The organism is Campylobacter concisus, assembly GCF_003048595.2.
GTDB classification, from domain to species: Bacteria; Campylobacterota; Campylobacteria; order Campylobacterales; family Campylobacteraceae; genus Campylobacter_A; species Campylobacter_A concisus_L.
On record NZ_CP049270.1, the window covers coordinates 16,738 to 34,993 of the forward strand.

An 18,256-nucleotide genomic window follows, 5' to 3' on the forward strand; every position below is an offset into this window, starting at 1 on the left:
GATAAAATATGAAAAGACGAGATTTTATAAAATTTTCTGCACTTGCAGCCACTGCGGCGCAGGCAAACAAGATAGAGGGCGTGACAAAAACCATTTTTGACCAAAAGAAAACTTTTGGAGCAAATAGATTTGGTCTATTTTGGGCAAATACCAACTCAAATCAAATCGTCTCTGTTGATCCATTTGATGGTGATAAATTCCCAAATACAATGAATAATAGCTTGCCAGATCTCATCCAAAACGAAAGCCGCGTACTCTATCCGTACGTAAGAAAAAGCTACTTAAAGGCAAAAGGCGCAGCAAAAAGTGAGCTTCGTGGCAAAGAAGAATTTGTACGTGTTAGCTGGGATACAGCACTTGACCTTGCTGCAAAAGCCTTAAAAGAAAATTTTGACAAATATGGCCCTGAGAGCATCTACGGCGAATGCTACTGGTGGGGTGGCAGCGGTAAGATCAGCTGGGGTAGGACCGTTGGTCACAGGATGCTAAAAGTGCTTGGCGGATACGTCGAAGAGAGCGGCGACTACTCAACTGGAGCTGGTCTTGTCATCATGCCTCACGTCCTTGGAAATAGTGCGGTTTATGACGCTCCTACAAAATGGGAAGCTATGGTTAAAAATGCTAAGAACATCGTATTTTGGGGTACTGATCCGCTCGTAACTGGTCAAATTTCATGGCAGCCACCAACACATGATGGTTATCTTGGTATCAAAAAGATAAAAGAGGCAGGCATAAAAACTTATAGTGTTTGTGTCTTTAAAAATGACACCACAAGATACCTTGACTCTGAAACTATCATCGTTCGTCCAAATACCGACGTAGCAATGATGCTTGGTATGTGCCACTATCTTTATGAAAACAAGCTTTATGATGAAGAATTTATAAAAAAATACACAGTTGGTTTTAATAAATTTAAAGATTATTTGCTTGGTACCACCGACAAAGTGGTAAAAGATATAAACTGGGCTAGTAAAATTTGTGGTGTAAAAGCCGAAGATATCGCTAAATTTGCAACAGCGCTTGCAAAAGAGCCAAGCACTATCATTGCTGGCAGATCTCTTCAAAGACAAGATCACGGCGAGATGGGCTTTTGGGGTATCGTAACACTTAGTGCGATGCTTGGCCACATCGGTAAAGAAGGTCTTGGATTTGAGTTTAACCTCTACTATGGAAACGGCAGCACTGATAAGATAGCACCTGCTCTAAAAGGTATCAGCACTAGGATAAGCGAGAAATATGAAAACGTAGATGGTGCTCCATGGAAGAAATTTAAAAACGTAACCATCCCATCTTCAAGATCGATTGAAGCCTTGCAAAATCCTGGCAAAGAGATAGACTATGATGGCTCTAAGATCAAACTTCCACACATGAGAGTAGCTTATATGGCTTCTGGTTCGATGTTTACAAGACACCAGGACGTAAATAACGCCGTTAAAGCATGGCGTAAATTTGATACTGTTATCACAGCCGAGCCATTTTGGACAAGCACAGCTAAACTAAGCGACATTGTCTTACCAGTGGCACTAGAAGTAGAGAGAAATGACATCAACCAAAGTGTCCCATCAAGCGAATACATCGTGGCTTATAAACCAGTAGTTGAGCCAATGGGAGAAAGTAGAAGCGACTACTGGATCTGCTCACAAATTTGCAAACGCTGGGGCAGAGAAGAGGTCTTTACTGAGGGTAAAGATGAGCTTGGCTGGGCAAAAGAATTTTACGCAGATGCGGTGGAACAAGCCAAAGCACTAGATCTTAAAATGCCAAACTTTGATGAGTTTTGGAAAGAGGGATATGTCAAATTTGACAAAGACAATGAAGAGACAAAATACTACACAAGACTTAGTACATTTAGAGAAAATCCACACAAAAATCGCCTTGGCACGCCATCAGGCAAGATAGAAATTTACTCTCCAACTATTGCTAAATTTGGCTACAAAGACTTTGCTCCACACTTTGCTTGGATAGAGCCGTTTGAGTGGCTTGGTAGTGAAAAAGCTAAAAAATATCCATTTAGCATCACAACCCCACACTCAAGATATCGCCTCCACTCTCAGCTAAATAACTCAATAATCAGAAACTACGCTGAAGTGAGCGCAAGAGAACCGATGCTAATAAACACAAACGACGCTAAGAAAAAAGGCATCACAACTGGTGATGTAGTGAGAGTCTTTAACGATAGAGGTGAAATTTTAGTAGGAGCGCTTGTCACTGACATTATCCCAGAGCGTGTCATTGCTATTTGCGAAGGTGCATGGTATGATCCTGAAGTGCTTGGAGAAAGAAGTCTTTGTAAGCATGGCTGCATCAATGTCCTAACACGCGACAAAGGCACATCTAGTATCGCTCAAAGCAACTGCGGGCATACGATACTAGCTGATCTTGAAAAATATAAAGGTGAGATCAAACCAATAACTGCGTTTTCTAAACCAAAAATTTTACAATCTTTGTAGAATTTATATAAACTTAGCCCTCATTTGGGGGCTAAATTATTTTTAGGTCATTTATATCTTCAAATTTGATCCTAGTTTTTACAACCATAAGAGTTTTATTTTTGAAATTTACGTCAGATATTAGTCCGCTAGCACTTGTATAGGCGTAGCCGTCATGATAGCTCACATATACTTCATCAGCCGGTCTTAGCTCGCTTATCTTTTTTAAAATTTCATCGACCTTGCTCTCATCAAGATCTAGTTTTTCGCATTTTTCTCGCTCTTTTTGTCGTAAGGCTCGCTCTAAGGTTGAGAGAGGATTAAACGAGCTAAAAATTTTTGCTCTATCTTTACTCGCCACTTTTGTGCCCTCCGATCTTTTTATTTCTATCTTTTCCAGTGGCTTCTGGTAGCAGATCGATAGCTCTTAAAACCGAGTTTTTACCAAATTTTTCTTTTATGAGATTTAGGGATTTTAAAACCGCCTTTTCTTTAGTATCATCCTCAAAAAGACTAGAGTGAGCTAGGCTCTCTTTTACTACGTCGTTTGCATTGATGCTAATTTGCCTAATCAGCCCAACATTTTTTATCTTGTTTAAAAGTAGCTCTTCAGCCGCACTCATCAGTACACTTGAGACATTTGTTGGTGTCTTAAACCGAACGCTTGCACGCTGTAGTGGCTCAAGCTTGTCGGCAAATTTTATATTTATCGTTATTCCACTTGCCTTGACCTCTTTGTTTATGAGCCTAAGAGCGAGCCTGTCAGCCATCTCTTTTAGTACGACTGCCGCCTCACAACGTTCGTAGTCTCTTGGTAAAATTTCAGAGCTAAAGTAGGATTTTGTGCTTGGTTTATATGCTTTTATATCAGCTATTGTCGTTGGCTCTATGCCATTTGCATGATCTATCGTTATATAGGCATCAACTCCAAAAAATTTCTCAAGTAAGCTTCGCGGAGCATTTGCTATATCTTTCATACAAAAAATTCCATGTTTTTCTAGCTTTAGCCTAGTTTGCTTACCGATACGCCAAAAATCATCTAAGGGTTGATGCGTCCAAAGACGTTCTTTATAAAGTTGCTCGTCTAAAAATGCAATCCCATCATCACTGTGCTTAGCCAGGATATCAAGGGCGATTTTTGCGAGGTACAAATTTGTGCCCATGCCACAGGTGGCCGTCACGCCAGTAGTTTTTAAAATTTCATCCATTATCTTTTTGGCTATGGATTTTGCATCGGTATTATAAAATTTAACATAAGAAGTAAGATCGATAAAGGCCTCATCGATAGAATAGACATAGATATCATCTTTTGAAACATATTTTAGGTATATCTCATAAATTTTAGCCGCATAGTCGATGTAAAACTGCATCCTAGGCGGTGCAATGATAAATCTTATAGCCTTTGGTATTTCAAAAAGCCTGCATCTATTTTTAATACCTTTGGCTCTAAGAGCTGGGCTAACGGCTAGACAAACACTTCCATTGCCACGACTATCGTCAGCCACGACCAGATCGGCTTTAAACGGATCAAGCCCTCGCTCCACGCACTCAACTGAGGCGTAAAATGACTTTAGATCAATGACGGCATAAAATTTTCGTGCTTCGTTTTTCATTGGGTGATTATAGATGAAAATTAGTAAAAGTTCGTTTTTTAAAAATCGATCTTAAGGCTAAAATTTCTAATAAAAATTTTTTAGAAATAAAATAAGTAAAATGGATAAATTTTACTAGTGGAGTTAGGGTAAATGCAATGCATAAAGAAGTTAATGTAACTAACCGGACCTTCTATTGAAAAAAGTAGACAATCAGGTGTTTATATTGGTTTAACAGATAGAAGTGATGTGACTTTTAAAATGAATGACTTTATGAGCGACTCAATGGGGGCTATTGAGCTTGATCTAAATGCACTAGAAGTTGCAAATTTATTTGGCACATCTCATCTTGCTAAATATGCATTTGCCGATGACTTTGGCTATAAAAGCGACGCGTATCAGCCAGCATACGAAAGCGATGAAAAAATGTAATCAGTTTTGCAAATGTAAATGGATTTAAGGCAGACTATTATGAGAGCGGCATTGATCTAAAAGGCGTTGGCTTATCAGCCGGTGTAGCATTTAGTGCAAAAGAGAACATTTATGGAGCTTTTATAGAGAACTCGTACGCTAAATTTGATAACAGCGATGAAGATGCCAAAATAGATGGCAGAGTTAGAAAATATGGACTTGGTATTTTTTCAAGACTAAATTTGCCACGTGATTTTTATATCGATCTCATGGCAAAAGCTGGTAGGAGCCAGATTAAGGTTGATGTAAAAGACATAGATTATAAAATCTCAATGCCATACTACAATGCTAGCTTTGGTGTCGGCAAAAAGATAAAATTTGATAGCTTTATACTTGATAGTGGGCCAAACTACGCACTCTCTTATGTTAGTAGCGGTGAGGCAGATATCGGACAAAGCACATTAAAATTTAGCAGCGTTACATCAAGTAGAGCTAAAATTTACTCAAAAATAGCCTATGATGCTGGTAAATTTAATCCTTATGGGAAAATTAGTGCCGAGTATAAATTTAATACAAAATCAAAAATAGCAGTAATCCAAGAAGACGAGGAAATAAGCCTAACTTAAAAAGGCACAAGCTCAGAAGTTGAGGTCGGTATAAGATATATGCCAACTTATGCAACACTCATAAATTTTGGCATAGCAAAATCTTTTGGCAAAAAAGATCAAAGTAGCGCAAAACTTCAGTTTGCTTATAGATTGTAAATTTATATATTTATTTGGAAGTAGTATATAAGTATAACCAGAAGTAATACAATTATATTTTTTATAAAAGAATACGTTATAATCGTACTCTCATTATACTAAAAAGGAAGTATTAAAAAATGAAAGAAGAAGTAAGTAGTAATATAATAATACCAGAGCCATCTTTTGGAAGTAATTTGACTAATGTTATTTTAGATTTGGAAAAGCTAAGGACCAAAAGGCTTGGTGGTGATGTACCTCCATATATATTTTTTCAGCTTAAAAATATTTTTCAAATTTTAGAAACTTTAGGATCAGCTAGAATCGAAGGAAATAATACAACATTATCTGAATATGTTGAGAAGATTATAGATAAAAATTTTACAGATGAAAGCGATGATGAGATAAAAAGCTTAGAAAATGCCATAGCTTTTATAGAAGACAACACAGATGAAGAAACCATATTTGATCGTGCCTATATTTCAGAAATCCATAAAATTATTACAAAAGGCTTAACACCGCCGCCAAAAGGTGAAGGATCTAACTATCCTGGAGAATTAAGGCGACATGACGTAAGTATAAAAAAATCAGGACATATTCCACCAAAGCACTTTATATTGCCAGATTATTTTAATAAGTTTATAGAATTTATCAACGAAAAACATAAGGAGCAGTACCAGCTTTTAATGGTTGCTATTGCGCACCATAGGTTTGAGTTTATTCATCCATTTGACAATGGAAATGGTAGAATGGGTAGACTTTTAAATTATGCTTTTTTAATTAAGCTCGGATTTAAAGTTAAGCAAGGTAGACTTATAAATCCGTCTTCTGTTTTTTACGCAAATAGAGATCAGTATTACGATATGTTGTCGTGCGCCGATACTTTAGAGCCTAGAGATTTGTTAGCTTGGTGCGAATATTTTTTAATAGGATTAAAAAATGAGATCGAAAAAATAGACCATCTTTTAAAAAAAGAATATGTACAAAAAATTATACTTCTACCAATGCTCAAAATAGCACTAGATAGAGAACATATAACAAAACAAGAATTTGATATATTGACGTATATTGTTAAAAAAGATGATATGTGTATGAAAGCCGAAGAACTTGATAAATTTGGTATACGAAAATCAAAAGAAAAATCAAACATTATGACAAAACTAAAAGATAAAAAAATGGTTAGATCCATAACTGATGGTGGAAGAATTTACACTATCTATTTTGTAAATAATTATCTTTTGCGTAGCATTATGCATGTATTAAAAGATAGTGGTTTTGTCTCTGATTTTTTAAATAATAATATTTAAGGGCTTTTAAAGCCCTGCCCAGTCAGTGTTAATCAGAGTATAAATTTTTGATTAAATAAAAAGCCAAAAAGGCATTGTTTAAGATCAGGCATTATCCCTAAAAATATTACTTATACTTTTTTCCACCAGAGTGACAGTTTTTACCGCTACCGCAACCGCAGTCTTTTTGTTTAAATTCTTTCGCATACACGAAATACCCTGCACCAATCGCTATCACGATTAAAATCGCCGCTTCGTACCAAGCCATATTTTTCCTTTTAAAAGACATTTCGCCGCGTCAAATTTAAACATTTCGCGGCGATTTTACTAATTTATTTTGAAATATCTTTTGACTCTACGATGACCTCATGGCCTTCGCCCGCAAACATCCTAGCCTTGTATTCACCTTGAGGTTTTTTAAACGTATACATGCTGTCCTTGTCAAATTTGCCCTCGATAACGACTTTGCCATCTTGAAGTACTTTAAACTCCACGCCGCTAGCGCTGCTGCCGTCGCTAAATCCGGCCTCGCAAGTAACGGTATCGTCGCCGTTATCTATGCAGCTCATAAGTGCCGTATGCGCAAACGCAGGCAAGCTCGCAAGAGCTACTAAAATAGATGAAAATAAAATTTTCTTCATTTTTTCTCCTTTGATAAAATTAAATTTACTTTTTGACACCGCCGCTCCAGTTTTGGCGTTTTTGCGGCATAAATCCTAAAATGATTACAAAAAACAAAAGTATAAAATAATATATCCCCATAGCCGTTAGACCGCCTACGCCAAAGCTGTTTGCGAGAGTGAAAAATAGCGACGAAACTACGAGTGCTAGAGTAAAAGGGAAAAATATTCCAAACGCCATCCATGCGTAACTATTTGTTTGCATTTTTACTACGATCATTGTAGCGATACATGGCGGCGTAAGCAACATAAAAATGATGATGGAAGCCGCATGAAGCGGAGTATAGCCGCTGCTTTGCCTCATTGCTTCTTCAGGCCTCATCTCTTCGCCGCTACTTGCCTCGGCGGCTTTACCACTTTCGTATATGCTGCCTAGAGTCGCCACTGCGGACTCTCTGGCGGCAAACGAGCTTAAAAACGCTACGTTTATCCTCCAATCAAACCCTGCAAATTTAGACACGGGCTCAAGCGCGCGTCCGGCCATACCAAGAAGCGAGCTTTCTATCTTGTCGTTTTTTTGCTCTCTTAGGATTGTCTTTCTTTGCGTTGATAGCTTTCTAAGTGCTGAATTTATCGCTTTTGCGTCTTGATCGGATTTTGGCATTATAAATTTATAAAACTCGGGGTTCTCGGCCTCATATTGTTCGTCTACGCCTTTGCCTCCACCCATCTTTTTAGCTTTGTATCCGTCATAGAAATTTAGCAGTCGCGCGACCTTTTCTCTGCTATCTACGCTCGCATAATAGCTTGATTTTTTCGCAGCCATGTCGAAATTTGCCAAAGCCTTGGCTTCTTCGCTTGCGTAATGCTCCTGCTTTTCGCTTGAAAGTCCCGGAAACTGCAAAAGCGCAAAGAGTATCACGGCTACGGCAATGACGATTGTACAGACTTTTTTAATATACAGCCACACACGCTCGCACGCTCTTATCACGACACCCTTAAACGTCGGCAGGTGATAAGGCGGCAGTTCCATCACGAAGGGCGCGGTTTCCCTCGTCTTTAAAATCGTCGAAGTTAAAAATTTCGCTATCAAAAGCGCCGATAGCATCGTAACGGTCGAGATATAAAACATCATCACGCTCATTTGCGAAGTATCTATGCTTTTGCTCCCGTCCGCCGCCACGGTCGTAGTCGTATAAAATGCACCCAAAAGTAGCGTGTAAAAAGGCACCTTAGCTAGGCAGTTCATCAAAGGAACGGTAAGTATAGTAGCCATCCTAGCTCTATCGTCGGCGATACCCTTAGTAGACATGACGCCTGGCACCGCACAGCCTCCTACAAATGCCCCGCCAAGCACCAGCGGTAAGGTGCTTTGCCCATGTAGGCCGAATTTTTTAAAAATTTTATCTAAGATAAATGCCATCCTTGGCATATATCCGACATCCTCTAAAATCGCGATCATTGCAAAAAGTATAAAAAATATCGGCAGGTAGTTTAAAAGCGCGACGGCGGAATTTACGAGCCATATAGCGGCGTCTGTTATAAGCGGCACTTTAGCGATATCTGCCGCAGGCGTAATATCAACCACAAAGTTTTTAATAGCCGCAAGCAGCGGCCAAGTGTAGTTCGTGAGCTTATAACCAAAAACTATACTACTCTCGTAAATCGCAAAAATAATGGCAAAAAGGATCGGAAAACTAAGCCAACGATTTAGAATTATTTTATCTATCTTGTCCGTTAGCGTGGCTTGATTTTTCTTGGTCTCTTTTACGCACTCGCTAAAGACTATGCTAGCGTTTTCGTATCTAAGTGCAGCCAAATATCCCTCAATGCTTTTGCCCGTTTTTTCGTTAAATTTAGCCCTTTGCTCCGTCGTTAAATTTTCTATCTCGGCGTTAGAGTTTTTTAGCAAATTTAAGGCTGCAGCGTCGTTTTCAAGGGATTTTACGCAAAGCCATCTCGTACTCACGCCTTTATCTAAAGATACGCTATTTTGTAGCTCTAAAACAAAAGGCTCCAACTCTTCGTAATTTACCTTAAATTCTTCGTAGTTTTGTTTTAGATTTTTAGCATTTCTTAAAACGTCTAAAATTTCAGCCTTGCCCTCACCTTTTGACGCGCTAGCACAGATTACGGGACATTTTAAAATTTTAGCTATCTTGTCGGAGTCTATGATTATGCCACGTCTTTTTGCTACGTCTAGCATATTTAAGACGATGACAACTGGGATGCCGATTTCAAGTAGCTGAAAAGTTAGGTATAAATTTCGCTTTAAATTTGAAGCGTCGATGATGTTTAAAATGACGTCTGGTTTTTCGTTTACGATAAATTCTTTCGCGACTTTTTCTTCAAGCGAATACGAACTAAACGAATAAGTACCAGGTAGATCGACCATTTCGACGTCCACGTCTGCGATGCTAAAAAATCCCGATTTTTTATCGACGGTAACGCCGGGATAGTTTGCGATATGCTGACGTATGCCGCTTATCATATTAAATACGGTGGATTTGCCGCAGTTTGGCTGCCCCGCAAGAGCTACTTTTATTTGCAAACTTCAACCTCCACTAACGCCGCTTCGCTTTTTCTAAGCGATATCAAACAGTCCTGAATTTTAAACTCTATGGGATCAAGAAGCGGAGCGAGTCTTACCGCCTCAACGACGGCTCCGTTTATAAAGCCCATATCGAGCAACTTTTGAAGTAGTTTGCCTTCAGCTTTGAGCTCTTTTATCTTATATAAAATTCCAGCCTGTGCAGAGCCAAGATTCATCTAAAATCCTTAAAATTTGACCGCCCGAGCGTTCAAGCGGCCAAATCGAAATTTATTTTACTTCAAACGTAAAAGAGGCGATCGCCGTCTCTTCGTCACATTTTTTAGCGTCTGCATAAGGGAATTTATGCACTACTTTTAGTACCCATTTTCCAGGTCTAAGCGCTAAAACCTCGGTTTCTCCTTTTAGATCGGTCGTTGCATGAAACGCGCTTTTGTCTTTCAAAAATCCGTCAAACGTGCCGTCAATGGTAGCGACTTTTAAAGGTTTTCCTTCAAATAGCACCTTTACCTTAAACGGCTCGCCGACTTTAAATTTGGCTGGATTTTCCAAAGGCACAATCTCAAGGCGTTGTCCTGTTGATTTTGTTATAAAATTATCTTCTACCCCAACATTTATAACGCTCTTTGCACTCATCGTAGCGCGGCGGCAAAATTTAGCATTTTTTATCGTTTCTTTAGTGCCGCCCATGTGCCATTTACCATCGGTATCTTCCGTCCAAAACGTAGGCTTGTATTCGCCCGTAACCGCGTAGGTGCCCTCTTTTAGCTTAGCGCCCTCGTAGTGATAGTTCTCTCCGCTTTGTTTTAACGTGATTTTACCGTCTTTGCCAAGGATCATGGGCGCTTCAAAGTTTTTTACGCGCTCAGCGTCAATCGGTTCTGATTTTGGAAAATCATGCCCGAAACCTATATCTACGCTAGCTTTTTCGCCGTTTTGTCCAAATAGCCAAAAATCATGCGCGCTTGCCACGCTAAATGCACCTAAAATAGCTAGTAGAGCTAAACTTTTTTTCATTTTTTATCCTTTTAATAAAAATTTATTAGATTTTAAAAACTATATTTTACGCCTATGCCAAAGGTTCTGCCTTTGCCGTAAGTAACAAGGACGTTACTAGCTCTGGCTCTAGCATGAGTAAAGTACTCTTTGTCGGTTAAATTTTTGACATAAAGATACACATCAAAGCTATCTTTTAGATAACCAACTTTTGCATCTGCTGTAAAGTAGCTCTTTTGAGCAAGCGTATTTTGCTCATCAAAATATGTCTTACCTATCATGTTTCCATCAAGTCTGGCATAAATTCCCATCGGAGCATAATATGAAGCACCAAGAGAAATTTTATACTCTGGGTTTTTCTCGATTCTATTGCCTTTATTATTTGAGCCGTCTTTATTTATATAGTTGCCATATTTAGTTTTAAGCAGGCTTGCGGCCAAATTTATATCAATCTCCTTGCTAGCTTTTAGAGTGCCTTCAAATTCTACGCCCATAGATGTTGATTTATCGGCATTTGATATATAGTATATGTTAGAGTTGTTAGGGTCGGTATAGAATATATGAGTACCTTTAATAGCCATATAAAATAACGCTGTAGAAAATCTGAAACTATCATATGTGCCTTTTAAGCCGATTTCGTAATCATCACTTGTCTGAGCATCAAATTTATTATCTTTTCTACTACCACCAGTTGTATAAAAGTTAAAGCCACCTGCTAAGTAGCCTTTTGAATACATCGCGTAGATATTTAGCTCGTTGGTAAGATCGTATCCAAGTGCAAATTTAGGCAAAAATGTTCTAAAAGTCTCTTTTTCATCCATTGAAAACGCTGGTGTACCAGGAGTATGTCCTAGTGGATAAGAGAAATAATCAACCTTGGTATGCTTTTTGATCTGTTGTAATCTACCGCCTAGTGTCACGTCAAATCTACTAGTAACTGGATAGATAACTTGACCAAATGTCGATATTGTCTGCGCACGATTTACAGACGGCCAATCCTCTACTATCGTGTTACCACCATAGCCATATTGATCTCCGATAGGACCAAAAACTTGCTTTTCGTTTTCAAAGTATAATCCGCCAACCCACTTAAAGCTTTGCTCGTCTATACTGCTAAATCTAAGCTCCTGCGATAAAGTATCGTTTTTAGAGTTTAAAAAAGTAACTAGCCCGTAGTGGTCTGGATGAAGATAAGTTGCCTTGCTACCAAAGTCCTCGTCGTAAAGTCCATCTTTTTTAGCTCTACGAAAAGTCGTAGCCGATGTTACATTAAATTTATCAAATTCATATTTTAGATCTATCGCGCCAGATGTTGAAGTCTGCTTTACGCGAGCTGGAGTTTCTAAATTTATATGTTTAGCTTCGCTTTTTGAGATATCATAAAATCTACTTTTTGGGATAAAAAGCTCGTCAAGTGAGTCGTCTTGTCGGTGAAAAACGTCGCCACGAATTTTAACGGTAAGACGATCAGTTGGAACAATCTTTAAATTTAAACCAAAGTTATAATTTTTCTTATCGTTGGCTTTATCTCCGTTTAGATCGTTTATGATCCAGCCATCTTCTTTGGATGCCGAGCCATTTAAGCCTAAAAATAGCTTATCATCTATTAGCGCACCGTTTGTTTCAAAAAGACCCATCATGTATTTGTTCGATCCATATTCGGTACCAACACTACCTCTCCATTCATTTTCGGGCTCTTTTAAGACGATATTGATTATGCCACCGATAGAGTCTTTGCCATAAATCGCACTACTAGGACCTCTTAAAACTTCGACATGGTCAATGTTGGTTACTGGAATGTAGGCTGCATCTTTGTTACTCTGTGCCACACCGCCTATGTAGACAGTTACTGGGTTTGAGCTAGTGTATATGGATGGGTTTAATCCTCTAGTACTGATACCCTCATACATTCCACCTACACCGCTGATATTTGGTATAGTTTTTACCAGCTCTTCTACATTTTTTACGCCTCGCTCCTCTAAATCAACATCACTAATTACACTGATGCTTTGAGGCACGTCCTTTAAATTCTCACTGATTTTGTTTGCGGTAACCGAAACTTCACCAAGCACTATATCTTCTGCGGCTACGGCTGAATTTGTAAGAATCAATAAAGCAGCCGTTAGTCTAGATAGAGAAATTCTTTTCATATTTGCTCCCTAAACTTAAAAATTAATTGTATAATTATCGTAAATTAGGGGGTTATTTATCATATAATAAATTTATATTAAAAATACGTAATACTATATATAGTAGGATATTTTCATATGTCGTCATATAATTTATGATTATTTTCTAAAGATTAATATTTGAATATAAAAATTTAATATTATAATAGTAAGTTTATATAAAATTAATAATTAGTTAATTTTATGCTCGCTATTTCTTTAAAATTTAGCGTATAAGAAAAACGTACTTCAAAATTTAAGATATTTTCATAATTTCATATTATTAAGTTAAGTAGGCTATGTTTAATTTTAGATTTAGCTTATTTTAATATCTTGGTTTAAAATATTAGCTATTGGCTAAATACAATAAAGAAAGATAGTACGAATTTTTTAAAAGAATCAAAATAAAAGACTTTTTATAGTGTCGTTTTTTAAATGTTAAGGCTCTTATAGATCATCCTTTTGGTTACTTAAATTTAGCCGTAAATTTTCTTTAAATTTTCGAGCTTTGTACTAGCATTTAGTAGTAGCATATCGGCGATAACTAGCCTTATCATCGCAGTTGCAATGACGCTTCCACGTATGCCTATGCATGGATCATGTCTGCCTCTTAGCTCAAAGTCTACCACTTCGCCAGCTAAATTTAGCGTCTTTTGTTCTTTAAATATCGAAGGCGTAGGCTTAAAATGGCTCTTTAGTACGATCTCAGCGCCGCTACTTATACCGCCAAGTATCCCGCCAGCGTTGTTGCTCAAAAAGCCAAGCTCGTCCATCTCGTCATTGTTTGCTGAGCCCATCATAGAGCTTACATTTACGCCAGCACCGATCTCAACGGCTTTTACACCATTTATGCCCATCAAAGCCGCTGCTAACGCGCTATCTAGCTTATCATAAAGTGGCTCGCCAAGACCAGCTGGCACTCCTCTAGCCACGCTTAAAACCACAGCTCCCACGCTATCGTGCTCGCTTCTAGCTTTATTTACCAATTCTTTCATCGCTTCTTCATTGCCAAGAGCATAAATTTGAGAATTTTTAGCAAAGTTAAAGTCTATTTTGTCGCTAAAAATTTTACCTATACCAAGCACTCCACTTAAAATTTCTATATTAAACTCATTTAAAAGCAGCTGCGCAAAAGCCCCACCAGCTACTCTAACGGCCGTTTCTCTTGCGCTTGAACGCCCACCACCCCTGTGATCTCTAAAACCATATTTTTTAAAATATGTAAAATCCGCATGGCCTGGACGGAAAATTTCACGTAAATTTTCATAGTCGTTTGACTTTTGATTGTTGTTAAAAATGGCAAAACCTATCGGCGCTCCAGTACTCATGCCATCAAAGACGCCGCTAAAAATTTCTATTTTATCGGCTTCATCTCTTGCGGTTGTAAAATTACTTTGTCCAGGTCGACGCTTGCCAAGCTCACTTTGGATGAAATCCGCGTCTATCTTTAGCCCAGCTGGAAGTCCGTCTATCACACCACCGATCGCCACCCCGTGGCTCTCGCCAAAGGTTGTTAATGTTAGTTTTTTACCAAATGTATTCAAAATTTTTCCTATTTTTTGATTTTTTCTAGTGCGATTTTTGCTGCGAGCTGTTGGGCTTGCTTTTTAGAGCTGCCAACGGCGCGTGAAATTTCTTTGCCATTTAGTAGCAAGGCTATCTCAAATTCTTTCTTGTGATCAGGACCTGACATGCCGATGAGTTCGTATGTTGGTATGACACCAAGACTGGCCTGAGTGACCTCTTGAAGAGCGGTTTTGTAGTCTTTTTCGAGGTGTGCAAAGTCGATCTGTGGATAGCAAAGCTCAAGCAGAGCGATCGAAATTTCTCGCACTTTATCAAGTCCAGCCTCAAGGTAGATAGCGCCCATCACTGCCTCAAACGCATCGCTTAAAATGCTTTCTTTCTCGCGTCCGCCATTATTCTCTTCAGCCGTGCTTAGCCTTAAAAATTTACCCATTTTTAGATGCCTTGCCATATTTGCAAAGCTTTTTTCATTTACAAGTGCGGCTCTTAGCTTACTCATGTCGCCCTCTGCGATCTTGCTAAATTTTTTAAAAAGATATTCAGCCACGAGCAGATCCATCACCGCATCGCCCAAAAACTCGAGTCTTTCGTTATTTAGTGCCTGTTTGGTGCTCTTGTGCGTTAGCGCCTCTTCTAAAAGTTCAGTTTTTTTAAATTTATATCTAAGATTCTCTTCAAATTCTTCTAAAATTTTCATCTTTCATTCTCATCTTTTGTTTTTAATGCCTCATCTCTTGCCATCTGGTCGCACTCCTCGTTTTCAGGGTGTCCAGCGTGCCCCTTAACCCAGCTTGCCACGACTTTGTGAGGCTTTGAAATTTCTAGATACTCCTGCCAAAGCTCGACATTTTTTACATTTTTAAAATTTCTCTTTTGCCAGTTTGTAAGCCACTCATTTATGCTATTTACCACGTATGAGCTATCGGTAAAGAGTCTCACCTCGCAGGGCTCTTTAAGCGCTTTTAACCCCATTATCGCAGCTTTTAGCTCCATTTGATTATTTGTAGTAAATGCCTCGCCACCACTCTCTTTTTTCTGTGCTTCATTAAATTTTAAAATGTAAGCCCAGCCGCCAGCTCCAGGGTTTCCAAGGCATGAACCATCGCTAAAAAGTGTTACTATCTTCACTTGGTTTTTCTGTGATGTGGGATAAAATTTTTACACTTCCAAGCTCATGGCAGACTGGACAGCGGTAAAAGTGCATCGGAAATGAGTTTTTGCAGTTTTTGCAAATGTAGTTAAAACTAAGTCCTGCCGCGTCAAATTTAGCGTCTTTTAGCTTTTTAATAGCATTTAGCTCAAAGCCGTAAATTTCACAAGGCTCATTTATATCGCCCTTTGCGTAAAAGAGTGATTTGTATTTTGGATCGCTTAAATTTATAGGCGTTTTTAGGTTGTAAAGTAGATCAAGTACGTCTTCAAATTTGGCAAAATCTTTTAAATTTTCTAAATTTTCATTGTGTCTTATAAAAAGCACCAAGATCATGCGTTTTAAAAGCTCAAAATTTTGGCTAAGACGAGAGAGAACTTCTATCTTTTCATTAAAGCTTAAATTTCTATCATCAAGCGTGCTGATGGCCTTAATATAAGCTTTTTGATCTTTTACATTTACTCCCAGCTCTTCAAGCGAATTTAGCGCATAAAGTGCTTCTTTGTAGTTTTTGAGCTTCTCATCTATCATTGTCAGAAAACGAAGTGCGACGACATTTCTAGGGCTTAGCTCGAGTGCCTTTTCAAAAACCTCACTAGCCTTTTTTAAAAAGCCAGCCTTAAAATAGACCTCTCCAAGCTCGTTTAGAATAAATTCTTTTTCATTTTTATCTCTAACTTTGCCAAGTGCGATGAGATAAACACTAATTGATTTTTCAAAATCACCATTTTTGGCAAAAGTTTGCCCTAGCATGCAAAGGCTTTGGGCGTCTATCTCTGGGCTTTGTAGCATCTGTTTATGCTCGCTACTTATGCCATCTTTGCTGTCAAATTTTCTTATAAATTTTTCAATGCGTTTTTTCTCATCTTTGCTTGAAAAGATACCCCAAGCATAGCTTAGTGCAGCGATCATCAAAATGATGCTAAATAAAATAATAAGGCTAAATATCGGATCTCTATGCCCAATGAAAAAAATATCCACGCTCATACTTTGTAATAAAATTTTACTTTAATTATAACAAAGCAGTTGTATAATTTTGCTTATGATAGATCCAAAATCCATTGAAAAACTTAAAAATCAAATAGATATCGTTGACATTATAGAGCACTTTGTGCCAGTCAAAAAGATGGGTGCAAACTACAAATGCGTCTGCCCATTTCACGATGATAGAAATCCTAGTATGAGCATAAGCCAAAGCAAGCAAATTTTTCACTGTTTTGCTTGCAAGGCTGGTGGAGATGCGATTAAATTTGTGATGGATTATGAGAAGCTTACCTATCCAGAAGCTATCGAGAGAATAGCTAGCCTTGTAAATTTTAGCCTTGAATACACAAGCGATAAACTTCCCGCGCAAAAAGAAAACAAGCACATTTTAGAAAAGGTAAATGCCTTTTATAGGAGCGAATTTTTCAAGCATGAAGCCGCTGTGAGATATATCTATTCTCGCGGTATAAATGATGCGATGATCGAGAAATTTGAGCTTGGTTGGGCTGGGGATAGTGCTAGTACTATCAGGCTTTTACAAAATGAAAATATCGAGCCAAAAGAGGCACTAGAGGTTGGTATCGTAAAGCAAAATGAGAAGGGAATTTATGCTAGCTTTATCGAGCGTATCACATTTCCAATATATGCGCACACGGCAAAGCTAGTTGGCTTTGGCGGTAGAACGATCTCAGATCATCCTGCAAAATATGTAAATTCTCCACAAAGCATAGTTTTTGACAAGTCAAAGCTACTTTACGGCTATCATTTAGCTAGACAAAGCATTTTTGAAAAAAAGCAGATCATCATCACAGAGGGATATTTAGATGTTATCATGCTGTACTTTGCTGGCTTTACAAACGCCGTTGCTGTGCTCGGGACTGCGCTTACGACTAATCACTTACCGCTTTTAAAAAGAGGCGAGATAAGCGTAGTGCTTTGTTTTGATGGTGACTCGGCCGGTATAAATGCCGCTATAAAATCATCTCGTCTTTTAGTGCAAAACGAAATAGATGGAAGTGTTGTAATCATAAAAGATGGTGCAGACCCAGCGGATATGGTATTTGCAGGTAGAAGCGATGAGCTAAAAGAGATGTTTGGCTCTGGGACTGAGCTTGGTGAGTTTTATATTGAGCAAATTGTAAAAAAATATGATATTACGCGCCCAGTGCAAAAGCAAAAATGTTTAGAAGAGATAGTGGAATTTACAAATTCTCTAAAGCCAATAATTGCAAAAAGTTACGAATTACTGGTCTCAAATTTGCTCAAAATAGAGCTAAATACTTTTAGCCTTCATGGGCAAAGATATATAAATAGACAAGATCAAAATTTTACAAATGCAACGACAAATAAACAAACAGCTCAAAAAAAAGATAAAACTGATATTTTAGAATTTAGTGTTTTAAAGAGCATGCTAGCAAATAAAAATTACGAAGCTATTGTTTTAAACGAGCTTGAGGAGAAATTCTTCTTGCACCATAAAGATTATTTTCAAGCTATTTTATTACCAAAGATCGAAAGCAATGCCGCACTAATTAGAGAAATTTATGTAGAAGAGAGTGCAAAAGTGGCTTCGAGCGAAGAGAGTCTAAGAGAGGCTATTATAAAGCTCAAACTGAAATATTATGAGCATTTTCGCGCAGAGACCAAAGAGTCGCAAAAACCCAACAAAATCGAAATAATGCAAAAAATTTCAGAGATCATTAAAGGCTTACACAACAAGCTACAAAAAAATTAAATTTCAAAATTTAACACTTATTCAGCTTTAAATCATAAAACTAAATGTAAAATGTTCAAAGTAA

Annotated in this window: 17 protein-coding genes; 5 read left to right on the forward strand and 12 right to left on the reverse strand. The window is 38.0% G+C overall.

Going from position 1 to position 18,256, the window contains the following annotated elements; all coding sequences use genetic code 11:
• Nucleotides 1–8: 8 nt before the first annotated feature.
• Nucleotides 9–2,450 carry a molybdopterin-dependent oxidoreductase gene (locus CVT15_RS00085; RefSeq protein ID WP_103576663.1) on the forward strand — a complete coding sequence of 814 codons (2,442 nt, stop codon included), beginning with the start codon at nucleotides 9–11 and terminating at the stop codon, nucleotides 2,448–2,450.
• 31 nt (nucleotides 2,451–2,481) lie between these two features.
• On the opposite strand, the gene CVT15_RS00090 is transcribed toward CVT15_RS00085, so the two are convergent.
• Both CVT15_RS00090 and CVT15_RS00095 read right to left on the reverse strand, forming a co-directional pair.
• On the reverse strand, nucleotides 2,482–2,790 hold the full coding sequence (locus tag CVT15_RS00090; protein ID WP_054195866.1) for a YolD-like family protein: 309 nt from the start codon (nucleotides 2,788–2,790) through the stop codon (nucleotides 2,482–2,484).
• A complete protein-coding gene (locus tag CVT15_RS00095) occupies nucleotides 2,780–4,042 on the reverse strand; it encodes a DNA repair protein (protein ID WP_107898111.1) in 1,263 nt (420 codons plus the stop codon). The genes CVT15_RS00090 and CVT15_RS00095 overlap by 11 nt, the downstream gene beginning before the upstream one ends.
• A gap of 228 nt (nucleotides 4,043–4,270) precedes the next feature.
• Here CVT15_RS00095 and CVT15_RS00100 point away from each other — a divergent pair, with 228 nt between their 5' ends.
• The 3 genes from CVT15_RS00100 (at nucleotide 4,271) to CVT15_RS00110 (ending at nucleotide 6,482) form a co-directional block, all read left to right on the forward strand.
• On the forward strand, nucleotides 4,271–4,453 hold the full coding sequence (locus CVT15_RS00100) for a hypothetical protein (RefSeq protein WP_087577345.1): 183 nt from the start codon (nucleotides 4,271–4,273) through the stop codon (nucleotides 4,451–4,453).
• On the forward strand, nucleotides 4,453–5,058 hold the full coding sequence (locus CVT15_RS00105; RefSeq protein WP_103576665.1) for an autotransporter domain-containing protein: 606 nt from the start codon (nucleotides 4,453–4,455) through the stop codon (nucleotides 5,056–5,058). The genes CVT15_RS00100 and CVT15_RS00105 overlap by 1 nt, the downstream gene beginning before the upstream one ends.
• A 257-nt stretch (nucleotides 5,059–5,315) precedes the next feature.
• Entirely contained in the window at nucleotides 5,316–6,482 is a 1,167-nt protein-coding gene (locus CVT15_RS00110) for a Fic family protein (protein WP_103605062.1), read from the forward strand.
• A 106-nt stretch (nucleotides 6,483–6,588) separates the two neighbouring features.
• On the opposite strand, the gene CVT15_RS00115 is transcribed toward CVT15_RS00110, so the two are convergent.
• The 10 genes from CVT15_RS00115 to CVT15_RS00160 form a co-directional block, all read right to left on the reverse strand.
• The gene (locus tag CVT15_RS00115) at nucleotides 6,589–6,729 is read right to left on the reverse strand and encodes a FeoB-associated Cys-rich membrane protein (RefSeq protein ID WP_103559535.1); all 141 of its coding nucleotides are present in this window, start codon (nucleotides 6,727–6,729) and stop codon (nucleotides 6,589–6,591) included.
• 64 nt (nucleotides 6,730–6,793) lie between these two features.
• A complete protein-coding gene (locus CVT15_RS00120; protein WP_103577412.1) occupies nucleotides 6,794–7,102 on the reverse strand; it encodes a hypothetical protein in 309 nt (102 codons plus the stop codon).
• A gap of 25 nt (nucleotides 7,103–7,127) precedes the next feature.
• Nucleotides 7,128–9,632 carry a ferrous iron transport protein B gene (gene feoB / locus CVT15_RS00125; protein WP_103577411.1) on the reverse strand — a complete coding sequence of 835 codons (2,505 nt, stop codon included), beginning with the start codon at nucleotides 9,630–9,632 and terminating at the stop codon, nucleotides 7,128–7,130.
• The gene (locus tag CVT15_RS00130) at nucleotides 9,623–9,850 is read right to left on the reverse strand and encodes a FeoA family protein (RefSeq protein ID WP_103577410.1); all 228 of its coding nucleotides are present in this window, start codon (nucleotides 9,848–9,850) and stop codon (nucleotides 9,623–9,625) included. The genes feoB and CVT15_RS00130 overlap by 10 nt, the downstream gene beginning before the upstream one ends.
• 52 nt (nucleotides 9,851–9,902) lie before the next feature.
• Complete coding sequence (locus CVT15_RS00135) at nucleotides 9,903–10,649, reverse strand: DUF4198 domain-containing protein (protein WP_103577409.1); 747 nt, start codon at nucleotides 10,647–10,649, stop codon at nucleotides 9,903–9,905.
• A 32-nt stretch (nucleotides 10,650–10,681) separates the two neighbouring features.
• Complete coding sequence (locus CVT15_RS00140) at nucleotides 10,682–12,778, reverse strand: TonB-dependent receptor (protein WP_103577408.1); 2,097 nt, start codon at nucleotides 12,776–12,778, stop codon at nucleotides 10,682–10,684.
• A gap of 494 nt (nucleotides 12,779–13,272) precedes the next feature.
• The gene (gene aroC, locus CVT15_RS00145; RefSeq protein WP_103577258.1) at nucleotides 13,273–14,340 is read right to left on the reverse strand and encodes a chorismate synthase; all 1,068 of its coding nucleotides are present in this window, start codon (nucleotides 14,338–14,340) and stop codon (nucleotides 13,273–13,275) included.
• An 8-nt stretch (nucleotides 14,341–14,348) separates the two neighbouring features.
• On the reverse strand, nucleotides 14,349–15,020 hold the full coding sequence (gene rnc, locus CVT15_RS00150) for a ribonuclease III (protein WP_103577257.1): 672 nt from the start codon (nucleotides 15,018–15,020) through the stop codon (nucleotides 14,349–14,351).
• A complete protein-coding gene (gene rnhA, locus CVT15_RS00155) occupies nucleotides 15,017–15,451 on the reverse strand; it encodes a ribonuclease HI (protein ID WP_103577256.1) in 435 nt (144 codons plus the stop codon). The genes rnc and rnhA overlap by 4 nt, the downstream gene beginning before the upstream one ends.
• Nucleotides 15,429–16,460: a tetratricopeptide repeat protein gene (locus CVT15_RS00160; RefSeq protein WP_230853939.1), complete on the reverse strand. Its 1,032-nt coding sequence runs from the start codon at nucleotides 16,458–16,460 to the stop codon at nucleotides 15,429–15,431. The genes rnhA and CVT15_RS00160 overlap by 23 nt, the downstream gene beginning before the upstream one ends.
• A gap of 55 nt (nucleotides 16,461–16,515) precedes the next feature.
• Here CVT15_RS00160 and dnaG point away from each other — a divergent pair, with 55 nt between their 5' ends.
• Nucleotides 16,516–18,192, forward strand: coding sequence for a DNA primase (gene dnaG / locus CVT15_RS00165; protein ID WP_103577254.1), 1,677 nt, complete (start codon nucleotides 16,516–16,518; stop codon nucleotides 18,190–18,192).
• Nucleotides 18,193–18,256 lie beyond the last annotated feature (64 nt).